This window comes from Streptomyces sp. MGP-P1, assembly GCF_057766565.1.
This window is the reverse complement of record NZ_JBYMEM010000005.1, coordinates 146,886-169,261: the sequence shown is the minus strand read 5'-3', so window position 1 is coordinate 169,261 and position 22,376 is coordinate 146,886. Positions and strand designations below refer to the sequence as shown.

The following is a 22,376-nucleotide window of genomic DNA, read 5'->3' as shown; positions in this document are numbered from 1 at the left end:
GAAGCGTACCGCGCTTGGTCTAGACCAAGCTAGTGCCAGGGGTGGCCCCTGTGCCCGGCTGCCGGGCTTCGGCCGCGCCGAACAGGCGCTCCAGGACCACCGCGACCCCGTCCTCCGCGTTCGACAGGGTCACCTCGTCGGCCGCCGCGCGCAGCTCCGGATGTGCGTTGCCCATGGCGACCCGGTGGCCCGAACCGGCGAACAACGGCAGGTCGTTGGGCATGTCCCCGAACGCGACGATCCGCTCCGCCCCGACCCCCAGCAGCTCGGCGGCCACCGCGAGACCCGTGCCCTTGTCCACCCCGCGCGGGGCCAGCTCCACCGTGCCGGGGCCCGCCATGGTCACCGACGCCAGATCACCCACCGCCCCGCGCGCGGCAGCGGCCAGCGCGTCGTCGCCCAGGTCGGGGTGGCGCACCAGCACCTTGATCACGGGTCGCTCCCACAACGCGGCCCGGGAGCCGACCCGTTGGGCGGGAAGCGTCGGGTTCGGCATCCGGTACCCGGCCTCGATCAGGGTCACCCCGTCCACGCCGTCCTGGTCCACGGCGGCGAACACGGCCCCCACCTCCGCCTCGATCTTGCCGAGCGCGGTGTCGGCGGCCTCCCGGTCCAGGGCGACGGACCGCAGCAGCCGCCCGCCGCCCGCCTCGGCCTCGTAGAGCTGGGTGCCCTGCCCGCAGACGACGAGCCCGGTGTACGCCAGGTCCGCGAGCAACGCCCGAATTCCGGGCACGGGTCGCCCGGTGACGACCAGGTGCCGGGCGCCGGCGGAGGCGGCGAGGGCGAGCGCGGCCCGGGACCGGGCGCTCACGGTGTCGTCCGGACGCAGCAGGGTGCCGTCCAGATCCGTGGCGACGAGGGCGTATGCGGGGGTGATGCCGGGGGCGTATGCGGATGGCGTGGGCATGGGCCCCAGCCTAGAAGGGCCCGAACGGCCGCTTGCGCGCCAGGGGCGGATCGGGTAGGCGAGCCGCCGTCAGGCGGCTGCGCCGGTGGCGTTGCGGATGAGCTGCCGGAGCACCTTCACCGTGGTGACGTAATCCGCGTCGGAAATGCCCTCGTGAAGCGCGGCGCGGATCGCGGGAGCATTGCGCCCGAGGTCGAGACGCGCCTGTTCCCCCGCCTCCGTGATCCACAACCGGCCACCCGCGTCCCGCGCGAGCCATCCGCGCTCTACGAGCTCCTCGGCCGCGACCGCCAGGTCGTCCTCGGGCCGGATGTACGAGGCCATGGCCTGCTGAAGCTCCGGCAGGGTCATTCCCGCGCCGTCGGGCGAGATGTCGTCGGCCGACAGATTGCGCAGGAGCCAGAACTGGGGCTGGGTGTAACCCTTCTCGGCCTGCCGTTCCCGGGTGTACGCGATCAGGGCCTCGTAGGCGACGCCGGTCCAGTAGGCGGCGGGCTGTCCGGCGAGTTCGGTGTCGCTGAGCTGCTGATCAGGCATGACGCGTGCTCCCTGGGTGCTTGCGGTCGGGGGCCCGTACGGTGGTGCGGGCGGCGAAGCCCTTGCGGGCGTTGCGGCGACCGTAGGACCTCAAGTTCAGTGAAGGTCAAGGGGGTTGGGTGGCGGTACGCGGCCGTTCCCCACTGAAGGCCGACCGACCGATCTCCACTGCCTCTGCATCCGGGGCGGGTGGCGGCCCGGCAGCCTATGAGGCTCCGGTCATGACGCCTCGATCATGACTCCTCGGTCATGACTCAACCGTCAAGGCAGGTGGGCAGGTGGGCAGGTGGGCAGGACAGGGCAGCCCGGGGGCGGATCGGTTCGGTGAGCAGGTGACGAGGGCGACCGAGTGGAAGACCGTGCCGCGCAGGTAGTGACCGAGGGACACGTCGTCGCCCTCCGCGAGTCGCTCGACGGCTGCCTTCACGAGCAGCAGCAGCCTGGTGGCTTCACGTTCCTGCGGCGAGGCGAACCGCGTGGCGCATTCCGCGAGTTGCCGGCCCAGCCACGCTCCGGCCTCCTTGGGCTCCTCCCACGTCCCTCGAATCGTCGAAGAAGGCTTCATGAGCCAGTGGGCTGTCTGGATCGGCGGTACGTCGGAGGACGGGAACGCGGCTACGGCTTCCCGGTACCGGTGGTGCACCTCCTGCTCGCTGGTCACCGTCGGGGCCTCGCCGGGCGGCCTGCGGATGCTCTCCTTGTCGAACATCGCCTTCTCACCGACCCAGGCGTAACCGTGGTGGTGCACGTTTCTCCGTTCACGGGTGCGGGGCTGTGCGGCCCCGCACCGGTGCGGGGCCGCACAGGGCCAGGGCGGTGCCGAGTCAGGCGGAGAGATCGAAGCGGGCGGGATCGATGCCCGCCGCGTCCAGTTCGGCGGTCGTGAACCGCAACGGCTCGGCCTCGGGTCGCTTGCTGTCGCCCACGGCCCAGGCGTCCGGCCCGATCCGCGCGAGGGTCACGCAGGACTCGCCGTCGGGGTGGGTGTTGCCGCCGCATGCCTTGGAGAACGCGACTCCGTCGATGGGGAGCCTGTACAGGTCGGTCATTTCCTGTTCCCTTTCCGGTCCATGGCGGGCCCTGGACGGGCCGCTCCCGCCCCTGTGGGGCGTCCGATGGAAATGATGTCCGGTGAGGGAAATGGTTTCTAGCAGCTTTCCTGTTTCCGCAAGAACTCGTCCCGAATCTCTGCGAGGAGAGTCCTCATGTCGTCGCCGGAAATAGCGGAACTGCTGAAGCCTTCGAATTTTTCGATGTACTGGGCGACGTCCTGAGGGTCGGTCACAATGATCTCCGCGTGCACGGTCTCGACCGTTACGGCGCGGTCGTCCCGGATGACGAAAGAATGGTTCGGGATATCGTGCTTCTGTCCGCTGAGCGGCACGACGCGCATGTCTACGTTCGGCAGGCGAGAGGCTGACGCCAGCCGGTCGAGCTGGCTGGCCATGAGTGCAGGGGGAACAATCAACCAGCGCAATACAGGTTCGGTGATAGTGAACTGGAGCGTCTTGGTCTCGTCGTACAGCACCTCTTGTCGATCGATGCGGATACTCGCTGTGCGGCGGACTGTCTCCTCGCTCAGATCCCTGTAGCGGGACAGGACGGCCTTGATGTACTCCGGCGTCTGAAGCAATCCGGGTACGAGAGCGGGCTGGAACAGACGCAGCAGACTCATTCGAGCCTCCACGTCCCGGAGATGCTGCTGGGCCTTATGAAGGCCGGCGCGCTGGATCAGTCGCCACGCCGTGGCTTCTGTCGCTGCGGCCCGGGCGGCATCCATGTACTCCGCTTTGACGTCCGCTGAGACACCGATCGCTGTCATGATGCGATCGACGTCTCCCGCGCTCGGAGAGATCTTTCCCGTTTCGATCCTGCTGAGCTTGCTCGGCGACATGACGGCGCTGCGGGCAACTACTTTGGCCTCCATACCGGAGGCGTTCCGCAGCAGCCGCAGCGCGACGCCAAGCTCAGACCTGTTCACTGGCCGTGTTCAGCCCACCAGTCGGAGAACGGCACGGCGTGGGCGAGCGCCGTGTCCCTGATGGCGACGTACTTGCCGGCTTGCTCCGGGGGAAGCACGTCGGCTCCGGCGAATTTCCCGTCCTCGGTGTAGTGCATAGGTGCGGCAGTGACGGAGTCGAACAGCCAGAAATCTCCCGCATCACCGAGAGGGCTCGGTCGCTCGGTCACGTCCAGGATGAAGAACTCCTCGCCGGCCGCGCTGTTCGTGGTGTAGCCCCAGCCCAGTTCGTACTGGAGGTAGGGCGTGAGCGGGCGCGATACCACGTGCACGCGGTACATCCTCTGCCCGGCGTCGACGTGCTTGCGTACTTCGTCGCCCCAGTCAGAGTTATAGCCTTCCGGCTTCGGTTGCCCATCGAGGAACAGCCGGTAGGCATCCGTGTTGCCCGAGCGGCCGTAGTCGTCGAGGGTTTCCAGTCGGAACGCCTCGTGCGTGAAGTCGTCGAACAGATCACCCAAAGTCTTAGACACTGAGCTGCTCTCCGAACGCCTCGCGGACCAGTTCGAGAGGAATCTCGACGAGGGTTTCATGGGCCGGAATGGTGAGTCCATGACCTGTCGGAGTCTCGCCCTGAACGAGGATGGTGCCCCGATCCGTCTTGTAGATCGTCGGACAGTTCGTCTTCTCGCACGTTGTTGCCAGCACGCTCACCTTCACGGACGTTCCTCTCGACCTGTGGTGATGTTCCTCCTGATGATTCCGGTCTGTGGTGCCCTGATCAAGGCCTCTTGGTTTCGAGAACGGGAAACCGGAGTGCTGCTCTTCCGGGCGACGACGGCAAGCCCCACCGTGCGGGAACGGTGGGGCTGTTGCTCTGCCGGCTCGGGTGGCTCGGGTGGTTCAGACGGTGCCGAGGTCTCCGGCCCGGACGCCCGTGACGAAGGCGGTGAACGCGGTCGCGGGGATGTCGAGGACCGGGCCGCTCACGTTCTTGGAGTCGCGGACGGGGACGATGCCGTGCGGAGTGGCGAGGTTGGTGGCGACCTCGACGCACTGGCCGCCGTTTTCGCTGTACGAGGACGTGAACCAACGGGGAGTCTCGGTTGTCACGGGGTGCCCTTTCGCAACTGCCTGAACATGTCTACGGACGCCGCCTGGGAGGGCGCTACCGCCTGCATCTGATGGTAGGCCGTCAGATGCGGGACCACCGAGCCACTTTCGCGCTCCAAATAGCCCTGCTGCGCGGACTCCGCGTACGACATGAGCGAGCGGTCGGGCATCGTCAGGATGGTGATCGGCAGACTGAACGGGCGGTGCTCTCCCATGGTGAATGGCACCACCTGAAGCACCGTATTGGGCTGTTCGGCGAACTCGATGAGCCGGTCCATCTGTGCCTTCATGACCTCCGGCCTGCCGACCGGCCTGCGGAGACAGCTCTCGTCCAACATCGCGAAGACCAGTGGCGGCTTCTCCCGGACCAGGGCCGCCTGACGCTCCGCGACCAGCGCGACGCGCTCCTGTGCCTGGTCAGCGGTGATCCCTTGTCGCCTGACGACACTGTCCGCCAGAACCGTCGCGTACTCCGGCGTCTGAAGCAGGCCCGGGATAACCCCGACCTCGTACAGCCGGATCTCCGCCGCCCGGCGCTCGTAACCGAGGAACTCCGGGAAGCCCTCCAGCAGGCTGCCGTGCTTGATCTGGCCCAGTTCGCGCTCGAACGAAGCCTCGGTCCCGGTGAGCCCCAGCACCCGGTCCGTACTGCGCGAAAAGCGCAAGGTCGCGAGTTTACGGCCAGTTTCCACCGACGAGATGTGCGTGCTGGAGTAGCCGTTGTGGTTTCCCAGCACCTCCTGTGTCCAGCACCGCTGCTCCCGTAACCCGCGCAGACGTGCACCGTACGCCGCCTGCGCGGAGCTTTCCGGGTTCAACTCCTTGATGTTCACGGACCCCGCCCCGATCTTCCATGCCGAATAGGCAAGTTGAATGCCCCCTCACGGTAGGTCACGCTGAATCGCCCCGGTAGTCATTCGGCTACAGAGAGGAGCGATAGGTGTATGGCGAGAACGTTTGCCCGAATGCGCAGCAGCCTCCTGACCCTCCGGTCCCCGGCACGCTCGTGGTGGACACCGGTCGTGGTGACCGGGTGGGGGAGTTCCGTGGGGTCGCAGGCCCCTACTGGTCGCTGCGGCCGGTGGGCGGCGGGGTCGAGTGGGAGGCGGAGCCGCACCGGGTCCGGCCCGCGCTCCTCATGGAGCAGCTCCGGGCCAGGACCGCACGGCTGAACGCCCGCAGCCGGGGCGAGGTGCTGTGAACGGGGCCCGGGCGCAGGGGTGTTGGTACGTTGCCGAGAGCCGTGGCGGTGACGCGGTGCGGTCCGTCCGGCTCGGCGGGATTCTCGCGCCGACGCGGCGGCTGGCCCTGCGCTGGCTGCTGAGGCAGGCCCGGCGTTTCGCGGACGCGCTCGATCCGGACCCGTACGTTCCTTGGGTTCCGGCTCGTGCGCTGTATCCGATGTCCGTGTCCGCGGGAGGCCGGCGTGACGCGCCGGCCGAACTCCGGTCCTGGACGAAGAGTTTCCGTGAGCACGACTACGCGCTGGGGCGGCTCGCGGAGGGGTTGCCGTACGAGTTCGTCGCCCGGGACGCCGCTGCCTGGTACGGGCTGGTCATGCGCCCCCTGGCCCCCGCCCGTGGCTCTGTCCCTCTCTCCTCTCACTGGCAAGGATGAGCGTCATGTTGCAGTGCACCGCCTTCACCGAACTCCCCGAGATGGGTGCGCGGGTCGCGCTCATGGGCCTGGCGGACGGGCCGAAGCAGGCATTGGAAGCGCCCGATCTGGACGAGTTCCTGCTCTGCGAACTCGGCGAGCACGAGGAGGGGGGCGAGCACGCGGCCCAGCTCTGGTCGGCCTCGGCCCCGGCCGGGCGGGATCTGTGGATGTTCTGGAGCGATGGTGGTGGGCGGCGGAAGTTCCGTTTCGCGGAACTGCTGCCGTGCCCGGCCGTCATCCACCGGTTGTCCGTCAAGGACGGGGACGCCTGTGTGCTGTACGACCGGCACCCGGCCGCGCACTCCTGGGACGTGACGGATCCGCTCGCCGATCTGATGGCGGAGCGGATCCGGGAGGACGTACGACGCGACCGCGAAGGAGGCGGCAGGCCGGACGTGACCTAGCGGTGCTTGCGGCCGACGGCGTTCCGCAGACCGCCGGTCAGCGTGCCGACGCCGGTGCGCAGGGCGATGGGGTCAAGGGCGCTGCCCGCACCGCGTCACGGGTGGGCGTCAGCCTGCCCGCCCGCAATGCCCGCCGCAGGTCAGTTGAGGCAGAACTCGTTGTCCTCGGGGTCCGTCATGAGGACCCAGCTCCCGCCCTGCTCGTCGTACGTGCGCAGCACCCGCGCACCCAGCCCCACCAGCCGTTCCTCCTCCGCGTCCCGCTGCCCCGGCGCGGAGTGCACATCGATGTGGAGTCGGTTCTTCACCGTCTTCGGCTCCGGTACCCGCTGGAAGAGCAGCCGCCGCCCCTGCCCCGTACCGCTGACCTCGTCGTACGGGTCGTCCGGATGCCGGGCCGCCGCGAGGTCGAGCCAGGCGCGGCGGCCGTGGGTGTGGGTCGTGATGGCCTCCGGTACGGCTCCGGCGGCGAGCAGTCGCTCGACCAGCGGGCTGTTGTCCTCGACGAGATAGCCCAGGGCCGCCGCCCAGAATCCGGCCTGTGCGTGCGGGTCGGCGCTGTCGATCACGAGCTTCCAGGACAGTGTCTGTGTCATGGAAACCGTTTATAGTGGTTACATGAGTGAAAGGGCAATGGACGCGCCGGAGTGGACTCAGCAGACCCAGCAGACTCAGCGGCCCGAGCAGTCTGAGCAGTCCGAACTGCCCGAGCGGCCCGAAGGGCCTCACCAGTCCGTACGGTCTGGGCGGCAGGAGCCGTCCGGGCTGTTGCTGCGGCATCCGGACGGCACTTCGTTCCGGTTCGATCCGGGCGCGCTCTGTCTGGAGCTCCTGCCGACCGGGGGGCCAGGCGCTCTGGCGTACTTCGAGGTGCTGCACGAGCCGGCCGACCTGGTGCGCTGGGCGGAGGAGAGCCGACTGCCGGGCGGGCTCGGTCCGGGCGTGGGGCTCGGTCCGGGTCCCGGTCTCGGTCCGGGCCCGTCGCTCGTCGTGAGCGCGGGGGAGGTGGCAGACGCGCGTGTTCTGCGCGATGCGCTGTGGCGGCTGGCGGAGGGCCATGTGGACGGAGGGTCGCCCGACCCGGACGACCTCGCCACCCTCAACGGCGCGGCGGCGCACCCGCCCCTGGCGGCCCGGCTCACCCCGGGCGGGGGCCGGGAGTGGGCTCCCGGGGGCACCGGGGCCGGGCTGCTGTCCACCGTCGCCCGCGATGCGGTCGAGCTGTTCACCGGGGCGTTCGCCCACCGGATCCGTACGTGCGGCGCGCACGACTGCCGCCTGCTCTTCGTCGATACCTCCCGGCCCGGCAGGCGTCGCTGGTGCTCCATGGAGCGCTGCGGCAACCGTCACAAGGTCAGGGCCCACCGCGCCCGGCTCACCGCCGCCGACGAGTGAAGAGCGCTCTGCGTCCGCCCCGTGGTCGCAGCTGACTGTCTCTGCGCTGCCGACTGTCTCGGTGCATGGGTCACGAAAATCTGTGTTCGTCAGAGTAGACATTGGGCCGTGTCGTGGTTATGGTTTCTCTTGTAGCCCACAGAGACAGCAGGGCCCGGCAGAGACGAACTGCCGGGCAGCAGTACAGCAGTTGCCGTTCGAAGGACGGTGCGGTGGCGGAGTTCCGAAGCCAGGGTTGTCGCAGGACGGCGACGGGGCTGGCGACCGCACCGGGTGGCCCGCGGTGATCAGGGGCCCCCGCTAGCAGTACCGCGATTCACGCAGGAGCAGTACCAGCAGTAGGCAAGTGATTCACCCAGAGGAAGACCAGAGGAAGAACGGAGGAGCGAGGCGCCATCGGGATCGCCCGGGCGGAGTGATGAGCCCGGGTACCGCAGGACATCGATAGTGAGGTGGTCTCCGGTCAAGCAACCGCGATCCCCGCGACCCCGGCGACGTTCAGGCCGGGTCAGCGGAAACAGAAGGCCGGCGCAGTGACCAGGGCCGGCAGATGGTGTTAGCAGTTCCTTCGGGGCCCGAGTGCCGTACGGCACTCGGGCCCCTCCACGCGTTCCACGGAGAGGTGCAAATGACAGCAGGCGACTCGTTCGGCCGTCTCGACGACGACGACTATCCCGCCTACACGATGGGCCGGGCCGCCGAGATGCTCGGTACCACGCAGGGCTTTCTCCGGGCTATCGGAGAAGCCCGTCTCATCACCCCGCTGCGTTCCGAGGGCGGGCACCGCCGCTACTCGCGCTACCAGCTGCGCATGGCCGCACGTGCTCGGGAACTCGTCGACCAGGGCACCCCCATCGAGGCCGCCTGCCGCATCGTCATCCTCGAGGACCAGCTCGAAGAAGCCCAGCGCATCAACGCCGAATACCGCAAGACCGCCGCATCGGAGAACCCGCCGACCGCAGGCTGAGGCGGCGCCGCCCCCCTGCCCGGCCCTGATCCGTGTAGGGGCGGGCCGCGGTGGGCGTGGACCGGTACCGGCCTGCCGCCCGAGCGATACCGGCGGGCCGGCTCCCTCATGAACTCGGCCCGCCGGGCCCCGGACCGCACCGTGTCGCCCGCAACGACGAGCAGGGCGCCGGTCGAGCCCTCACCGCCGGCAGAGCTCCCTCGACCCGCAGCGGTGTGTTCCGACAGGGCCTAGGCCCTGTCGTCGAACTCCCGTCTGCCCCGCGGCGCCATGCACGCACTCTCGCCGCACCGGGCCCACGCCCGAGTACGTCCAGTACGAGGACGTGAGCCCGGCACGCCGAGAGCACGCACCTGACCCCGCAGGGCCGCCCTCCGGGCGACGACGGGAGTTCGACGACAGGGCCTAGTGGTCGGAGTAGCTGAAGTCGCCCATGGTCCAGGCGCTGACGTCCTCGATCGCCACGCGGTACATCCCGCCCGTGTCCGGGATCCCCACCGTTCCCTGCAGAATCCGTGCCACATGGAAGTGCAGATGCGTGGGCGCTTTCTCCACGGGCGTCGGGGCGGTGAAGACGGCGGAGAATTCGCTCAGGCGGGCCGAGTCGGCCAGGACCTCCGACACCCGCTGCCTCCAGACCGCTTCGGGAGCCAGTCGCCCCGTGATGACAGCACCGCCGGCGACCACGGTAAGAGTCATCTGATTGCTGTGCCCGGACTCCACCAGGGCAGCGATACCAACAAGCAGTTCGTCAGGCTTCGACATGGGGCCAACTCTATGCACCGCCGTCCGGCCGGTTCGAGCGGTGTGCCATTACTGGCTTCGAAAGTGCCGGATCAGTGCACCCGGGCCTCGCGCGCGGGGAGACCGGCGCAGGCGGGGCAGGTGTGCCGGTCGATCGCGGTCAGCAGGCGGGCGGCAGCCGTGCGCACGGCCCGCGTCGGGGAAGAGCCCTCGGCCTCGGGCACGCCGGGCACGCCGGGCGGGCCGGGGGCGGCGGGCACGCCGGGCGGGCCGGGGGCGGCGTCCAGCCGGGCGGCCGTGGAGCGGCCCGCCGCCACCGCGTCGTGCGCGGCGCGGGTCCAGGCGGGATGCTCGGGGTTCCCGGCAGCCAGGATCGTGGCGAGCAGGTCCAGGACGCCCGCCCTGTCCCTGACCGTGTCCGTCGCCGCCAGCTCCCAGAGGAACGGCACCGCCGCCGCCGTCGAGTCGAAGACGGGCGGGGTGCCGATCCAGCGCTCCAGATCGCTCAGCGCCTCGTCCGAGGTCGGCGCGTCACCCCAGGCGATCCGCGACAGCACCCCGGGAACCTGGGACGCGGAGCCGTACGCGTGTTGCAGCTCGTGCCACCGCACGTTCCTCATGGCCCCCAGGACAGTCCCCATCCGGGCACTCAATCAGCCTTTACCGCACGGCGTCCACCATGCCGGGGGACCGTTCCGCGGACCGGCCCGTTCCGTGGAGCCGACGCAGATACTCCCGTACGGAGCGGGCGTCGTCCGCCGGGGCGACCAGGCCCACGTGGTGGTCGGGGCGGACGACCACGACGGTGCCCGTGCCGGTACGACCGGAGGCTTCCGTTCCGTACGCGGCGACCGCATGGCCCCCGTCGTCGACCACCGCTCCCGGCCCCGCCCCTGCCCGGTCCTCGTGCGCCGCGTACACCCGGCAGACTTGCACCCCGGCGTCGCCGTACGCGTCCGCCGTCCCGCGCAGGACCGTCGCGCTCCCCGCGCCGAAACCGAGGACCGTGGTGCGGGGGCCCGCGAAGACGCGGTGCAGCCGGGTCCGTACCCCGGTCGTGGCGTCGGCACAGGGGGCGTCCGGGGCGCGGTCCCCGGCACGCGGGCCGGGCCGGTTGGCCTCCGCCTCCGCCTCCGGGCCGGGCCGGTCGGTCTGCGCCTCCCGGCCCCCGGCGGCCAGGGAACTCCAGCGGTAACCGACACCCAGGCCGGTGGTGTCGGCGGTGAACGCCGCGTCCAGGCCGCCGCCGGGGCGACGGATGGCCTCTAGGGTGGCCCGCAGCCGCTCCGACGTGAGGTCCAGGGTCCGGGCGGCCACCGGAAGCCGCTCCTCCTCATAGGTGTCCAGCAGCCGCGCGTCCGCGTGACCGGCGAGCACCAGCCCCAGCTTCCAGCCCAGGTTGAACGCGTCCTGGATGCCGGTGTTCATCCCGAGGCCGCCCGCGATGGCGTGCACGTGCGCCGCGTCGCCCGCGAGGAGGACCCGCCCGGCGCGGAACCGGTCCGCCATCCGCACGTTGACCCGGTACGTCGACAGCAGCTCCGCCCGCGTCAGGGCCGGGCCGGGCAGGGCGGTGTGGTGGGCGAGCAGCCGCCGGAACCCGTCGGCGGTGGGCGCGAGCGGCCGTCCCCGACCGTCCCGCTCCGGCCCGGCCTGGAACCACCAGCCCGTCCGCGTGCCGGGAATCGGGCAGAGCATCACCGCGCCGTCCTCGTCGAACCACTGGTGCCAGCGTGTCCGGTCAAGGGCGCCCTCGGTCAGGTCGACATCGCCGCAGACCATCACCTGGTCCTCGTCGGTGGTCCCCTCGAACCCGATCCCGAGCAGCTTCCGTACGGAGCTGTGGGCGCCGTCGCAGCCGACGACGTACCGGGCCCGCCCGGCCGGCCCATCGGCGTACGTGACGTCGACATGGCCCCCGCCGCCCCTGTCGTCCCCGCCGCCCTCGTCCCCACCGTCGTCGTCGTGACGTGCCTGCGTCAGCCCCACGACCTCGCGGCCCGGCTCGACGCGGACGCCGTACCCGGCCAGCCGGTCGCGGAGGATGCCCTCCAACCGCCACTGGGCGATCAGCCACCCCCGGTCGTAGGGCGCGTCGGGCGACGGCGCGGAGTCCGCCCACGGATCGGCCTCCGCCACCGGGAGACGGTCGCGGTACTTGAGCATCGGCAGCGGGGCCGAACCGGGGGCGAGCACCTCCTCGACCACTCCCAGATCGTCCAGGATCTCCAGCGACCGGGGGTTGGGGCCCTTGGCACGCGAGGTGCGCGGCGGGGCGGCGGACCGGTCCACGATCCGTACGACCGCGCCGCGCCGGGCCAGGTCGCAGGCCAGCACCAGCCCGGTGGGCCCCGCTCCCACGATGAGTACGTCGGTCATGCCCATGCTTCTCCTTCGGTCACGCGCCCGGTCCATCCAGGACAGGGAAACGTAACCGAGTAAGAAAAGCAACTAAGTAACGTTTTACTGGGTGGGGCTGCCCTGCGGTGTGGGCGCGGGGTTTGGGTTCGTGGCTGCGGGGTCCTGGGTCGGGGGCGCGGGGTCCGGGGGCATGGTCGCGGGTGCGGCGGCCGCCGTCGCCAACAGCTTCAGGGCGAGCGCCCGGTTGCGTCGGGCGGTCCGCAGCGCGTCCCAGGTCAGCAGCGACAGTGCCAGCCAGACCAGGGCGAACCCGGCCCACCGCTCGGGCGGCATCGACTCGTTGAAGTACAGGACGCCCAGCCCGAACTGGAAGACCGGGGCCAGGTACTGGAGCAGCCCCAGCGTGGACAGCGGCACCCGGACCGCCGCCGCCCCGAAGCAGATCAGCGGCACCGCCGTGACGATGCCCGTCGCGGCGAGCAGGAACCCGTGCCCCGCGCCCCCGGTCGTGAACGTCGACCCGCCGGTGGCGGCGAGCCAGAGCAGGAAGCCGAGTGCGGGCACGAAGAGTACGGCGGTCTCGGCGGCCAGCGACTCCAGGCCACCCATGTTGACCTTCTTCTTCACCAGGCCGTACGTGGCGAACGAGAACGCCAGCACCAGCGAGACCCAGGGCGGCTTGCCGTAGCCGATCGCCAGGACGAGGACGGCTACCAGCCCTGTGGCGACCGCGGCCCACTGGACCGGCCGCAGCCGTTCGCCCAGCAGCAGGACGCCCATGGCGATGGTGACCAGCGGATTGATGAAGTAGCCGAGCGAGGCCTCGACCACCTGGCCGTTGTTCACGGCCCAGATGTAGAGACCCCAGTTGACGGTGATGGTCGCCGCGGCGACCGATATCAGGCCCAGCTTGCGCCGGTCGCGGACCAGTTCGCCGATCCAGGCCCAGCGGCGTACGACCAGCAGGGCGACGGCGACGACGCCGAGCGACCAGACCATCCGGTGTGCGAGGATCTCGATCGCCCCGGACGGCTTGAGCAGCGGCCAGAACAGCGGGACCAGGCCCCACATCCCGTACGCGCCGACTCCGTACAGCAGGCCTGCCCGCTGTTCGTTCTTCCCCTCCACGTGCCCTCCCGGCCCTGCCCCGACGGCGGATCCGCCGACGGCACGACGGTAGCGCCGGAAGGGCTTCGTGTCATAGCCGTCTCACGGAAACACTCATGACACGCAGGGTGCATGGCAGGGGACAGGGCGCAGGGCGCGGGGTCGCGCTCGGCACGGCCGGCCGGGGACGTCGAGAGTCGGACGGTGCGCAGGGGCGCGGGGAGGGTCAGGCGGCGGGCAGGGCGGCGCGCACGGTTTCGGCGAGGGGCGTCGTCGGGCGGCCGATGAGCCGCGCCAGGTCGCCGCTCGTCCCCGCGAGCCGCCCCCGTCCGATCGCCTCGTCCACGTCGACGAGGATCGCGGCGAAGGCCTCGGGCAGTCCCGCGCCGATCAGGACCTCCTGGTGCGCGGCGGCCGGCACGTTCTGGTACGTGATCTCCTCGCCGGTCAGCTCGGACAGCAGCGCGGCGTACGAGGCGAGCGACCAGGCGGTGTCGCCGCTCAGCTCGTAGGCGGTGTTCAGGTGGCCGTCGCCGGTCAGTACGGCGGCCGCCGCGGCGGCGTAGTCGGCCCGGGAGGCGGAGGCGACGCGGCCCTCGCCCGCGTTGGCGAGCACCGTGCGGTGCTCCAGGACCGGGGCCAGGTTGGCGGTGTAGTTCTCGGTGTACCAGCCGTTGCGCAGGAACGTGTACGGCAACCCGGAGTCGAGGATCAGCTGCTCGGTGGCCCTGTGCTCGTCGGCCAGTGTGAAGTCCGCGTCCGGCCCGCCGAGCACACCGGTGTACGCGAGCTGGGCGACGCCCGCCGCCTTCGCCGCGTCGACGACCGCGGCGTGCTGCGGCACCCGCTTGCCCACCTCGCTGCCGGAGATCAGCAGGACCCGGTCGCCGGACCGGAAGACTCCGGCGAGGGACTCGGGGCGGTCGTAGTCCGCTATACGCAGCTCCACGCCCCGGGCGGCGAGCGCGGCGGCCTTGTCCTTGTCGCGCACGACCGCGACGACCTCGCCGGCCGGGACCTCGGCCAGCAGGGCGTCGACGACGAGGCGGCCGAGCGCGCCAGTGGCTCCGGTGACAACGATGCTCATGAGGGTCTCCGATTCGGTGGTTCAGTGATGCGGTTTCGGTGGTTCGGTCCGTTTCTGTGCTTCGGTTACGACCTTACGGGTTGCGCTAACTGTGGGAAAGTACCCACTTTGAAGTAAGGTACTGGCATGGCGGAGAGTGCGGAGATTTCACGACCGAACGGTCCGGACGCAGGCCGTAGTGCGGCCCTGTCCTCTTTCCTGGCCTGGGACGTCAACCAGCCCATGTGCCCGTCCCGGCTGATCCTGGAACACGTGACGAGCCGTTGGGGCGTCCTCGTACTGGCGGCGCTGCTGGAGCGTTCGTACCGCTTCAGCGAACTGCGCCGCGCGGTCGGCGGGGTCAGCGAGAAGATGCTGGCCCAGACGCTCCGGACGCTGGAGCGCGACGGCTTCGTCCACCGGGACGCGAAGCCGGTGATCCCGCCGCGGGTCGACTACACGCTCACCCCGCTCGGCATCGAGGCCGCCGAGCAGGTCTGGGCGCTCGCCCGCTGGACCGAACGCCAGGTGGGCGCGGTGGAGGCGGCACGCGAGGCATACGACGGGGCCCGGGCCTGACCCCTTGGGGGATCGGGCCCGGGCCCCGGGTGGTGCGCGAACGGTCCTCGCCCGGCCTCAGCCGACGACGGTCCAGGTGTCGTTGCCGGCGAGGAGCGAGCCGAGGTCGCCCTTGCCGTTCTGCTCGACGGCGGCGTCGAGCTGGTCGGACATCAGCGTGTCGTAGACGGGCCGTTCGACGCTGCGCAGCACCCCGATGGGGGTGTGGTGCAGGGTGTCCGCGTCGGCGATCCGGGACAGCGCGAACGCTGTCGTCGGCGACTCCGCGTGGGCGTCGTGGACGAGGACCTGGGAGCGGTTCTCCTCCGTGACGGCCACGACCAACAGGTCGCCGGTGGCCGGATCGCGCACGATGCCCTTGGGCTCCTGGGAGCCGAACAGGATCGGCTGACCGTGTTCGAGGCGGATGACGGCCTCGGCGGCCTGTTCCTTGTCCTTGAGGACCTCGAACGCGCCGTCGTTGAAGATGTTGCAGTTCTGGTAGATCTCCACCAGCGCCGTGCCCGAGTGCTCGGCGGCCGCGCGCAGCACGCTGGTGAGGTGCTTGCGGTCGGAGTCGACCGTGCGCGCCACGAACGTCGCCTCCGCGCCGATGGCGAGGGACACCGGATTGAACGGCGCGTCGAGCGACCCCATCGGTGTCGACTTGGTGATCTTGCCCAGCTCGGACGTGGGGCTGTACTGGCCCTTCGTCAGCCCGTAGATCCGGTTGTTGAAGAGCAGGATCTTGAGGTTGACGTTGCGGCGCAGGGCGTGGATGAGGTGGTTGCCGCCGATGGAGAGTGCGTCGCCGTCGCCGGTGACGACCCAGACCGACAGGTCACGCCGCGAGGTGGCGAGCCCGGTCGCGATGGAGGGGGCGCGGCCGTGGATGGAGTGCATCCCGTAGGTGTTCATGTAGTACGGGAAGCGGGAGGAGCAGCCGATTCCGGAGACGAAGGTGATGTTCTCCTTCGCGAGGCCCAGCTCCGGCATGAACCCCTGGACGGCGGCGAGCACCGCGTAGTCGCCGCAGCCGGGGCACCAGCGGACCTCCTGGTCGGACTTGAAGTCCTTCATGGACTGCTTCGCCTCGGCCTTGGGCACCAGCTGCAGCAGGTCGTTGTGGTGCAGTTCCTCGGTCTCAGGCATCGATGGCCTCCTTGAGGGCCGTGGCGAGCTGCTCGGCCTTGAACGGCATTCCGTTGACCTGGTTGAAACTGTGGGCGTCCACCAGGTACTTCGCCCTGAGCAGCATGGCGAGCTGACCGAGGTTCATCTCCGGGACGACGACCTTGTCGTAGCCCTTCAGCACCTCGCCGAGGTTCTTCGGGAAGGGGTTGAGATGGCGGAGGTGGGCCTGGGCGATGGATTCCCCCGCGGCCCGCAGCCGTCGCACCGCCGCGGTGATCGGCCCGTACGTCGACCCCCAGCCGAGCACCAGGGTGCGGGCCCCGGCGGGGTCGTCGACCTGGAGGTCGGGGACCTCGATGCCGTCGATCTTGGCCTGGCGGGTGCGGACCATGAAGTCGTGGTTGGCCGGGTCGTAGGAGATGTTGCCCGTGCCGTCCTGCTTCTCGATCCCGCCGATACGGTGCTCCAGGCCGGCCGTCCCGGGAACCGCCCACGGACGGGCCAGGGTCCCCGGGTCGCGCTTGTAGGGCCAGAAGACCTCCGTCCCGTCCGCCAGCGTGTGGTTCGGTCCGGTGGCGAAGGGGGTCTTCAGATCGGGCAGGGTCGACGTCTCCGGGATCCGCCACGGCTCGGAACCGTTGGCGAGGTAACCGTCGGAGAGCAGGAAGACCGGGGTGCGGTAGGCCAGGGCGATCCGGGCCGCTTCGATCGCGGCGTCGAAGCAGTCGGCCGGAGTCCGGGGAGCCACGATCGGAACCGGGGCCTCACCGTTCCTGCCGAACATCGCCTGCAACAGATCGGCCTGCTCGGTCTTGGTCGGCAGCCCGGTCGACGGCCCGCCCCGCTGGATGTCGATGATCAGCAACGGCAGCTCCAGGGAGACCGCGAGACCGATCGTCTCGGACTTCAGCGCCACCCCCGGGCCGGACGTCGTCGTGACGCCCAGCGCCCCGCCGAAGGCCGCGCCCAGCGCCGCACCGATTCCGGCGATCTCGTCCTCCGCCTGGAACGTCCGCACGCCGAAGTTCTTGTGCCGCGACAGCTCGTGCAGGATGTCCGAGGCCGGAGTGATCGGATACGACCCCAGATACAACGGCAGCTCCGCCAGCTGCCCGGCCGCGATCAGCCCGTAGGACAAGGCGAGGTTCCCCGAAATGTTGCGGTAGGTGCCGGTGGGGAAGGCATGCGAGGCCGGGGCCACCTCGTAGGAGACCGCGAAGTCCTCGGTCGTCTCACCGAAATTCCACCCCGCCCGGAAGGCCGCCACGTTCGCCTCGGCGATCTGCGGCTTCTTCGCGAACTTCTGCCGCAGGAACTTTTCCGTCCCCTCGGTCGGCCGGTGATACATCCACGACAGCAGGCCCAGCGCGAACATGTTCTTCGACCGCTCCGCCTCCTTGCGAGGCAGCCCGAACTCCTTCAACGCCTCCAGCGTCAACGTCGTCAACGGCACCGGATGGACGTTGTAGGCCTCCAGCGAACCGTCCTCCAGCGGACTGGTCGCGTACCCCACCTTCGCCATCGGCCGCTTCGTGAACTCGTCGGTGTTCACAATGATCTCCGCGCCGCGCGGAACGTCGTCGATGTTCGCCTTCAACGCGGCCGGGTTCATCGCGACCAGGACGTTGGGAGCGTCGCCCGGGGTCAGAATGTCATGATCGGCAAAGTGCAGCTGGAAGGAAGAAACCCCCGGCAGGGTGCCTGCGGGGGCGCGGATCTCGGCCGGGAAGTTCGGCAACGTGGAGAGATCGTTGCCGAAGGAAGCGGTCTCCGAGGTGAACCGGTCACCCGTGAGCTGCATACCGTCACCCGAGTCGCCCGCGAAACGGATGATCACCCGGTCCAGGCGACGGATCTCCTTCCCGTCGCCGCCCGTGGTTCCCGTCGTACCTGACAGGGGGGCTCGCTGACCCCCGAGGACGGCGTCGTTGGCCTCTTCGGCCTTCTCTGCCGCGCTACTGACCTGGCTCGTCACTGAACTGGACCTCCCTTGGGCGGCGGTTCGGAACCGTCCGGCCAGCCGGCGATCCCAGAGGCCACCCTACGTCCGCGTAGGTGACCTCCCAGGGACCGATCATATGGTGGACGCTGTTTTGAGACACCCTTTGAGTAAGGTTTGTCACGTTTTGCAAGCCCCCTGATCGCGAGAAGAAGACGACCGCTCCCTGAGTCTTTTGTCTTAAGCCTCCTTGGGTTCCCCCTGGGCCGCTTGGGCTTCGGTCGACTCCTTCTTGGTCAGAGGTGCCCGTCCGGCGCCCGCCGGACACCCTCGGACCCGTGCGATGCCCGCAATGCGCCCGGGGCGCTCCCGGGGTGCTCCGGGAGCGCCCCGGGTGTGGCCTCGGAATACCAGTCGGCACAAGGCCGCCTGCGGCTCTCGGTCCGCCCCCCCGTAAAAACCTGACGAGGCGTCAGGCATCCGGAGTGTGCACAAGGGTGTCAGATCTCTAGGAATTCAGGTAGGTCAGCACGGCGAGGACGCGCCGGTGGTCGCCGTCGCTGGGCGAGAGCCCCAGCTTCTGGAAGATGTTGCTGACGTGCTTCTCGACTGCCCCGTCGCTCACCACGAGCTGGCGGGCGACCGCGGAGTTCGTCCGGCCCTCGGCCATCAGCCCCAGGACCTCCCGCTCGCGCGGTGTCAGCCCGGCCAGGACGTCCTGCTTGCGGCTGCGGCCCAGCAGCTGCGCCACCACTTCCGGGTCCAGTGCCGTCCCGCCCTGCGCCACCCGGACGACGGCGTCCACGAACTCCCGGACCTCGGCCACCCGGTCCTTCAGCAGATACCCCACCCCGCGGCTGCTTCCCGCCAGCAGCTCGGTGGCGTACTGCTCCTCCACGTACTGGGAGAGGACCAGCACCCCGATGTTCGGGTAGTCCTTCCGCAGCCGCACCGCCGCGCGCACGCCCTCGTCGGTGTGCGTCGGCGGCATCCGCACATCGGCGACCACCACATCGGGGAGCGACTGCTGGGCGTCGAGGTCCGCCACGGTCTTGAGCAGCGCCTCCGCATCCCCGACCCCTGCCACCACGTCGTGCCCGAGATCGGTGAGCAGACGGGTGAGCCCCTCCCGGAGCAGGACCGAATCCTCGGCGATGACCACGCGCACCCTGTTCTCCACGTTCTCCACGACTGCGAGTCCCCCACTGTTCCGAATATGCCGCGTTCCCCGCGACCCCGCACGCACCACGCCCGACCACCACGCACCGCGCCCCGACCGCACAAGCATCCCAGGACCCGGACACGGATGGGGCCCCTGTGGATAACCCACGCGGACCGGCAGCACGGCCGGAAGGACCCCGCACGCTCCGGGCACGGACGGCCGCATGCCCCGGGCACGGACAGCTGAATGTCCCGGGCACGGACAGCTGAATGTCCCGGGCGATCACTGCTGCGCGTGCCTGACGATCACGGTCCTAGCCCTGACCGTCGCGGTCGTATGCCCCGTCACCGGACCGGGAGGCCGGGCGAAGGGGCGTACGACCGCAGGGAGGGGGCGAGGGGGAGTGAGGGGGCCGGGTGGCAGGGGAGCAAGGAGGAACAGGGAGGTGGCGGAGCAAGCAGGAGCAGGGAGGCGGCGGAGCAAGCAGGAGCAGGGAGGAGCAAGTGAGAGGTGCGGGAGACCGGAGGCGCGGAGACCGGGGGGAGGAGGAGGCGCGAGACGCCGTGCTCGGGGTCAGCCGCGCCAGGGCAGCTCGGCCGTGACCGTCGTCGGACCGCCGGCCGGGGAGTCGACCACGAGGACCCCGTCCACGGCGTCCAACCGCTCCGTCAGCCCCGCCAGACCGCCGCCCGAGGCCGGTGACGCCCCGCCCCGGCCGTTGTCGGTGACCTGGAGCATCAGCCGGTCCGCCGTCCGCCACACGTCGACCGTGGCCCGGGTCGCACGGGCGTGCTTGCTGATGTTCTGGAGCAGCTCGGAGACGGTGAAGTACGCGATGCCCTCGATCGCCTGCGCGGGCCGCGAGTCCAGGTCCACCTCGACCGTCACGGGCACGGTGCAGCGCGAGGCTATCGCGGAGAGCGCGGCGTCCAGGCCCCGGTCGGTGAGGACGGCGGGGTGGATCCCCCGGGCCAGATCGCGCAGTTCCTGAAGGGCCACCTTCACCTCGCCGTGGGCCTCGTCGACCATGCGGGCCGCGGCCTCGGGGTCGTCGGTGAGCTTCTCCTTCGCCAGACCCAGATCCATGGCGAGGGCGACCAGGCGGGCCTGGGCGCCGTCGTGCAGGTCTCGCTCGATGCGGCGGAGGTCGGCGGCGGCGGTGTCGACGACCACGCCCCGGTCCGACTCCAGCTCGGACACCCGGGTGGCCAGCCGGGACGGCCCCAGCAGGCCGGTGACCATCAGCCGGTCCACCGACAGCAGCCCCCGCACGATCCACGGCGCGGCCAGCACGAGCGCCAGGCCCACCGCCCCGGTCACCGCCAGCTCGCCCGGCGAGTCCAGATACTCCTGGTGGGTGCGGTCCCCGTACAGCTGGAGACCGTCCTGCCCCCCGAACACCGGGAAGAGCCAGAACCACAGCGGGTACGTCAGCGCCGCCAGGCCGTACGTCCAGAACGTGATCGCGACGACGAACGTGAACGTCGCCCACGGGAAGTGGAGCAGCGTGTACAGCAGGTGCCGCCAGGACACCCCGCTCTTGAGGACCGCGCCCATCCAGGACAACGGGCCGCCGGTCTCCCCCGCACCCGCTCCGGATCCGCGACCTCCACCCGCAGCAGCCCGCGCGCCCGGTGCCGCTCCAGTGCACCGAAGCCCCGGCAGACGGCGAGACCGGCGGCGAGGACCGGTATCCCGATGAAGGTGACCAGCAGGCCCGCGCTCAGCGACGTCATGGTGACCGCGAAGACGAACGCGGTCGTGGCGAGAGGGAAGCTCAGCAGCGCGTAGAGCAGCTCGCGCCAGGCACGGGCCTCCAGCGGCGCACGCAGCGGAGCCGGGAGGAAATGCTTCGCCTCGGACTTCGCTGGGGTCTTCGCCCCGAAGCCGGGGCCGGAACCCTGATGCTGCCGGTCCCGCGTGTCCGGTCCGTATGCCGTGGCCATGAGTCCCGTCCGTTCCGTCTCTGTCTGAAGTCTCTCAGTGGGCTGTGCGTGGGGCAGTGGGCTTGTGCGTGGGGCCTGCGCCGTGATGGCGCCGGAGGCGGCCCGCCACCCCGGACCGTTCTCCCTCAAGGGTCCTGGCCGGCGGCCTTCCCCGCCATGAGGTCCCTCTCCGTATTCACCCGGGGGTTTTCCCCACCCCGGGCGCCGGGCTGTCAGGCGGCCGGCCGCGCTGCGGCCCGGTCGCGCCAGGGCAGCTCGGCGGTGACGGTCGTCGGCCCGCCCTCCGGGGAGTCCAGGACGAAGACCCCGTCGACGGCGTCGAGCCGCTCGGCGAGCCCCGCGAGACCCGTACCGCCGCCCATCCGGGCCCCGCCCCCGCCGTCGTCCGTGACCTGGAGCGTCAGCCGGTCCGCCGAACGCCACACGTCGACGGTGGCCGACCGCGCACCGCTGTGCTTGCTGACGTTCTGCAGCAGCTCCGAGACGGTGAAATACGCGATGCCCTCGATGGCCTCCGCCGGCCGCCCCCGCAGCCCCACCGACACCTTGACCGGAACCGTGCACCGGGAAGCGATGGCGGAGAGCGCGGCGTCCAGGCCCCGGTCGGTGAGGACGGCGGGGTGGATCCCGCGAGCAAGGTCGCGCAGCTCCTGGAGGGCGACCTTGATCTCGCCGTGGGCCTCGTCGACCATGCGGGCCGCGGCCTCGGGGTCGTCGGTGAGCTTCTCCTTCGCCAGGCCGAGCCCCATGGCGAGGGCGACCAGGCGGGCCTGGGCGCCGTCGTGGAGGTCACGCTCGATGCGGCGGAGGTCGGCGGCGGCGGTGTCGACGACCACGCCCCGGTCCGACTCCAGCTCGGCGATGCGCCGCTCCAACTCGTCCGAGGGCGACAGCAGCCCGCGTGCCATCGCCCGGTCCACCGTCGTCAACCCCCGCGTGATGAAAGGCAGCACCGGCCATAGGACGAACAGGCTCGCCAGCGTCACCGCGAAGGTCAGCACCCCCCACGGCAGTCGAATGAACCCGTACAACAACGCCCGCCAGCCCACCGGGTCCTTGAGTCCCGCCCACAGCCGGACGAAGAACCCCTGCCCCTGGTGCCCGCGCGCCAGCGGACTCGGCTCCTCGACCCGCACGCCGAGCATCCGCCGCGCCCGCCACCGCTCCATCCGGCCCAGCAGCCGCGCCCCCTGGAGCCCGCCGACCAGCAGCGGCAGCCCGATCACGGTGACGGAGAGCCCGGCGCCGACAGCGATCACGACCACCGTGTAGACGAAACCGACGACGGCCAGCGGCAGATTGGCGAGCAGATACGCGACCTCCCGCCAGGTCCACCGGTCGAGGGCGAAGCGGGCGGGCGGCAGCCGGTCGGGATCCGGCACGGGAGGGCTCATGGTCATACACACAGCCTGCC

The 22,376-nt window shown here is 70.4% G+C and carries 26 protein-coding genes and 1 pseudogene; 6 read left to right on the top strand and 21 right to left on the bottom strand.

Going from position 1 to position 22,376, the window contains the following annotated elements; all coding sequences use genetic code 11:
• Positions 1-19 precede the first annotated feature (19 nt).
• From AC3CH1_RS10070 to AC3CH1_RS10030, 9 genes are all read right to left on the bottom strand, one after another.
• Positions 20-910: an HAD family hydrolase gene (locus tag AC3CH1_RS10070; RefSeq protein WP_488462577.1), complete on the bottom strand. Its 891-nt coding sequence runs from the start codon at positions 908-910 to the stop codon at positions 20-22.
• Positions 911-979: 69 nt separating this feature from the next.
• Positions 980-1,447, bottom strand: a complete 468-nt coding sequence (locus AC3CH1_RS10065; protein ID WP_488462576.1) for a MarR family transcriptional regulator — start codon at positions 1,445-1,447, stop codon at positions 980-982.
• A gap of 247 nt (positions 1,448-1,694) precedes the next feature.
• The gene (locus AC3CH1_RS10060) at positions 1,695-2,195 is read right to left on the bottom strand and encodes a hypothetical protein (protein WP_488462575.1); all 501 of its coding nucleotides are present in this window, start codon (positions 2,193-2,195) and stop codon (positions 1,695-1,697) included.
• A 76-nt stretch (positions 2,196-2,271) separates the two neighbouring features.
• Positions 2,272-2,496, bottom strand: coding sequence for a DUF397 domain-containing protein (locus AC3CH1_RS10055; protein ID WP_488462574.1), 225 nt, complete (start codon positions 2,494-2,496; stop codon positions 2,272-2,274).
• Positions 2,497-2,594: 98 nt separating this feature from the next.
• Positions 2,595-3,428 carry a helix-turn-helix domain-containing protein gene (locus AC3CH1_RS10050; RefSeq protein WP_488462573.1) on the bottom strand — a complete coding sequence of 278 codons (834 nt, stop codon included), beginning with the start codon at positions 3,426-3,428 and terminating at the stop codon, positions 2,595-2,597.
• Positions 3,425-3,940 carry a DUF6879 family protein gene (locus AC3CH1_RS10045; protein WP_488462572.1) on the bottom strand — a complete coding sequence of 172 codons (516 nt, stop codon included), beginning with the start codon at positions 3,938-3,940 and terminating at the stop codon, positions 3,425-3,427. Before AC3CH1_RS10045 ends, AC3CH1_RS10050 begins: the two co-directional genes overlap by 4 nt.
• Complete coding sequence (locus AC3CH1_RS10040; protein ID WP_488462571.1) at positions 3,933-4,127, bottom strand: hypothetical protein; 195 nt, start codon at positions 4,125-4,127, stop codon at positions 3,933-3,935. Before AC3CH1_RS10040 ends, AC3CH1_RS10045 begins: the two co-directional genes overlap by 8 nt.
• Positions 4,128-4,310: 183 nt before the next feature.
• Positions 4,311-4,520 (bottom strand): DUF397 domain-containing protein, encoded by a 210-nt coding sequence (locus tag AC3CH1_RS10035; RefSeq protein ID WP_488462570.1) that lies wholly within the window; start codon positions 4,518-4,520, stop codon positions 4,311-4,313.
• Positions 4,517-5,353, bottom strand: coding sequence for a helix-turn-helix domain-containing protein (locus AC3CH1_RS10030; protein WP_488462569.1), 837 nt, complete (start codon positions 5,351-5,353; stop codon positions 4,517-4,519). The genes AC3CH1_RS10035 and AC3CH1_RS10030 overlap by 4 nt, the downstream gene beginning before the upstream one ends.
• A gap of 107 nt (positions 5,354-5,460) precedes the next feature.
• On the opposite strand from AC3CH1_RS10030, the gene AC3CH1_RS10025 reads away from it, so the two are divergent.
• From AC3CH1_RS10025 to AC3CH1_RS10015, 3 genes are read left to right on the top strand one after another with little or no spacing between them, the layout of a single operon-like run.
• Positions 5,461-5,721: a hypothetical protein gene (locus AC3CH1_RS10025; RefSeq protein ID WP_488462568.1), complete on the top strand. Its 261-nt coding sequence runs from the start codon at positions 5,461-5,463 to the stop codon at positions 5,719-5,721.
• A 56-nt stretch (positions 5,722-5,777) separates the two neighbouring features.
• Positions 5,778-6,137 carry a hypothetical protein gene (locus tag AC3CH1_RS10020; RefSeq protein WP_488462567.1) on the top strand — a complete coding sequence of 120 codons (360 nt, stop codon included), beginning with the start codon at positions 5,778-5,780 and terminating at the stop codon, positions 6,135-6,137.
• Between the two features lie 5 nt (positions 6,138-6,142).
• Positions 6,143-6,583 carry a hypothetical protein gene (locus tag AC3CH1_RS10015; protein ID WP_488462566.1) on the top strand — a complete coding sequence of 147 codons (441 nt, stop codon included), beginning with the start codon at positions 6,143-6,145 and terminating at the stop codon, positions 6,581-6,583.
• 140 nt (positions 6,584-6,723) lie between these two features.
• Here the strand turns inward: AC3CH1_RS10015 and AC3CH1_RS10010 are convergent, their stop codons facing one another.
• Entirely contained in the window at positions 6,724-7,179 is a 456-nt protein-coding gene (locus tag AC3CH1_RS10010) for a VOC family protein (RefSeq protein WP_488462565.1), read from the bottom strand.
• Between the two features lie 172 nt (positions 7,180-7,351).
• Here AC3CH1_RS10010 and AC3CH1_RS10005 point away from each other — a divergent pair, with 172 nt between their 5' ends.
• Both AC3CH1_RS10005 and AC3CH1_RS10000 read left to right on the top strand, forming a co-directional pair.
• Positions 7,352-7,978, top strand: coding sequence for a CGNR zinc finger domain-containing protein (locus tag AC3CH1_RS10005; RefSeq protein WP_488463461.1), 627 nt, complete (start codon positions 7,352-7,354; stop codon positions 7,976-7,978).
• Positions 7,979-8,606: 628 nt separating this feature from the next.
• Positions 8,607-8,945, top strand: a complete 339-nt coding sequence (locus AC3CH1_RS10000; RefSeq protein ID WP_488462564.1) for a MerR family transcriptional regulator — start codon at positions 8,607-8,609, stop codon at positions 8,943-8,945.
• A 405-nt stretch (positions 8,946-9,350) separates the two neighbouring features.
• Here the strand turns inward: AC3CH1_RS10000 and AC3CH1_RS09995 are convergent, their stop codons facing one another.
• From AC3CH1_RS09995 to AC3CH1_RS09975, 5 genes are all read right to left on the bottom strand, one after another.
• Entirely contained in the window at positions 9,351-9,710 is a 360-nt protein-coding gene (locus AC3CH1_RS09995) for a hypothetical protein (RefSeq protein WP_488462563.1), read from the bottom strand.
• Positions 9,711-9,781: 71 nt separating this feature from the next.
• Complete coding sequence (locus AC3CH1_RS09990; RefSeq protein WP_488462562.1) at positions 9,782-10,330, bottom strand: hypothetical protein; 549 nt, start codon at positions 10,328-10,330, stop codon at positions 9,782-9,784.
• 19 nt (positions 10,331-10,349) lie between these two features.
• Positions 10,350-12,074 (bottom strand): FAD-dependent monooxygenase, encoded by a 1,725-nt coding sequence (locus AC3CH1_RS09985; protein WP_488462561.1) that lies wholly within the window; start codon positions 12,072-12,074, stop codon positions 10,350-10,352.
• 78 nt (positions 12,075-12,152) lie between these two features.
• Positions 12,153-13,178 carry an EamA family transporter RarD gene (gene rarD / locus AC3CH1_RS09980; RefSeq protein WP_488462560.1) on the bottom strand — a complete coding sequence of 342 codons (1,026 nt, stop codon included), beginning with the start codon at positions 13,176-13,178 and terminating at the stop codon, positions 12,153-12,155.
• Between the two features lie 205 nt (positions 13,179-13,383).
• A complete protein-coding gene (locus AC3CH1_RS09975) occupies positions 13,384-14,244 on the bottom strand; it encodes an NmrA family NAD(P)-binding protein (RefSeq protein WP_488462559.1) in 861 nt (286 codons plus the stop codon).
• A gap of 126 nt (positions 14,245-14,370) precedes the next feature.
• Here AC3CH1_RS09975 and AC3CH1_RS09970 point away from each other — a divergent pair, with 126 nt between their 5' ends.
• Positions 14,371-14,802, top strand: coding sequence for a winged helix-turn-helix transcriptional regulator (locus AC3CH1_RS09970; RefSeq protein ID WP_488462558.1), 432 nt, complete (start codon positions 14,371-14,373; stop codon positions 14,800-14,802).
• A gap of 57 nt (positions 14,803-14,859) precedes the next feature.
• On the opposite strand, the gene AC3CH1_RS09965 is transcribed toward AC3CH1_RS09970, so the two are convergent.
• From AC3CH1_RS09965 to AC3CH1_RS09940, 6 genes and pseudogenes are all read right to left on the bottom strand, one after another.
• Positions 14,860-15,933 carry a 2-oxoacid:ferredoxin oxidoreductase subunit beta gene (locus AC3CH1_RS09965; RefSeq protein WP_488462557.1) on the bottom strand — a complete coding sequence of 358 codons (1,074 nt, stop codon included), beginning with the start codon at positions 15,931-15,933 and terminating at the stop codon, positions 14,860-14,862.
• The gene (locus AC3CH1_RS09960) at positions 15,926-17,890 is read right to left on the bottom strand and encodes a 2-oxoacid:acceptor oxidoreductase subunit alpha (protein WP_488462556.1); all 1,965 of its coding nucleotides are present in this window, start codon (positions 17,888-17,890) and stop codon (positions 15,926-15,928) included. Before AC3CH1_RS09960 ends, AC3CH1_RS09965 begins: the two co-directional genes overlap by 8 nt.
• Before the next feature lie 472 nt (positions 17,891-18,362).
• Complete coding sequence (locus AC3CH1_RS09955; protein ID WP_488463460.1) at positions 18,363-19,022, bottom strand: LuxR C-terminal-related transcriptional regulator; 660 nt, start codon at positions 19,020-19,022, stop codon at positions 18,363-18,365.
• A gap of 567 nt (positions 19,023-19,589) precedes the next feature.
• Positions 19,590-20,045, bottom strand: coding sequence for a sensor histidine kinase (locus AC3CH1_RS09950; RefSeq protein ID WP_488463459.1), 456 nt, complete (start codon positions 20,043-20,045; stop codon positions 19,590-19,592).
• Positions 20,022-20,752: pseudogene (locus tag AC3CH1_RS09945) on the bottom strand (sensor histidine kinase); the annotation flags it as partial. The pseudogene AC3CH1_RS09945 and the gene AC3CH1_RS09950, both read right to left, overlap by 24 nt.
• A gap of 422 nt (positions 20,753-21,174) precedes the next feature.
• Positions 21,175-22,362, bottom strand: coding sequence for a sensor histidine kinase (locus AC3CH1_RS09940; RefSeq protein WP_488462555.1), 1,188 nt, complete (start codon positions 22,360-22,362; stop codon positions 21,175-21,177).
• Between the last annotated feature and the right edge of the window lie 14 nt (positions 22,363-22,376).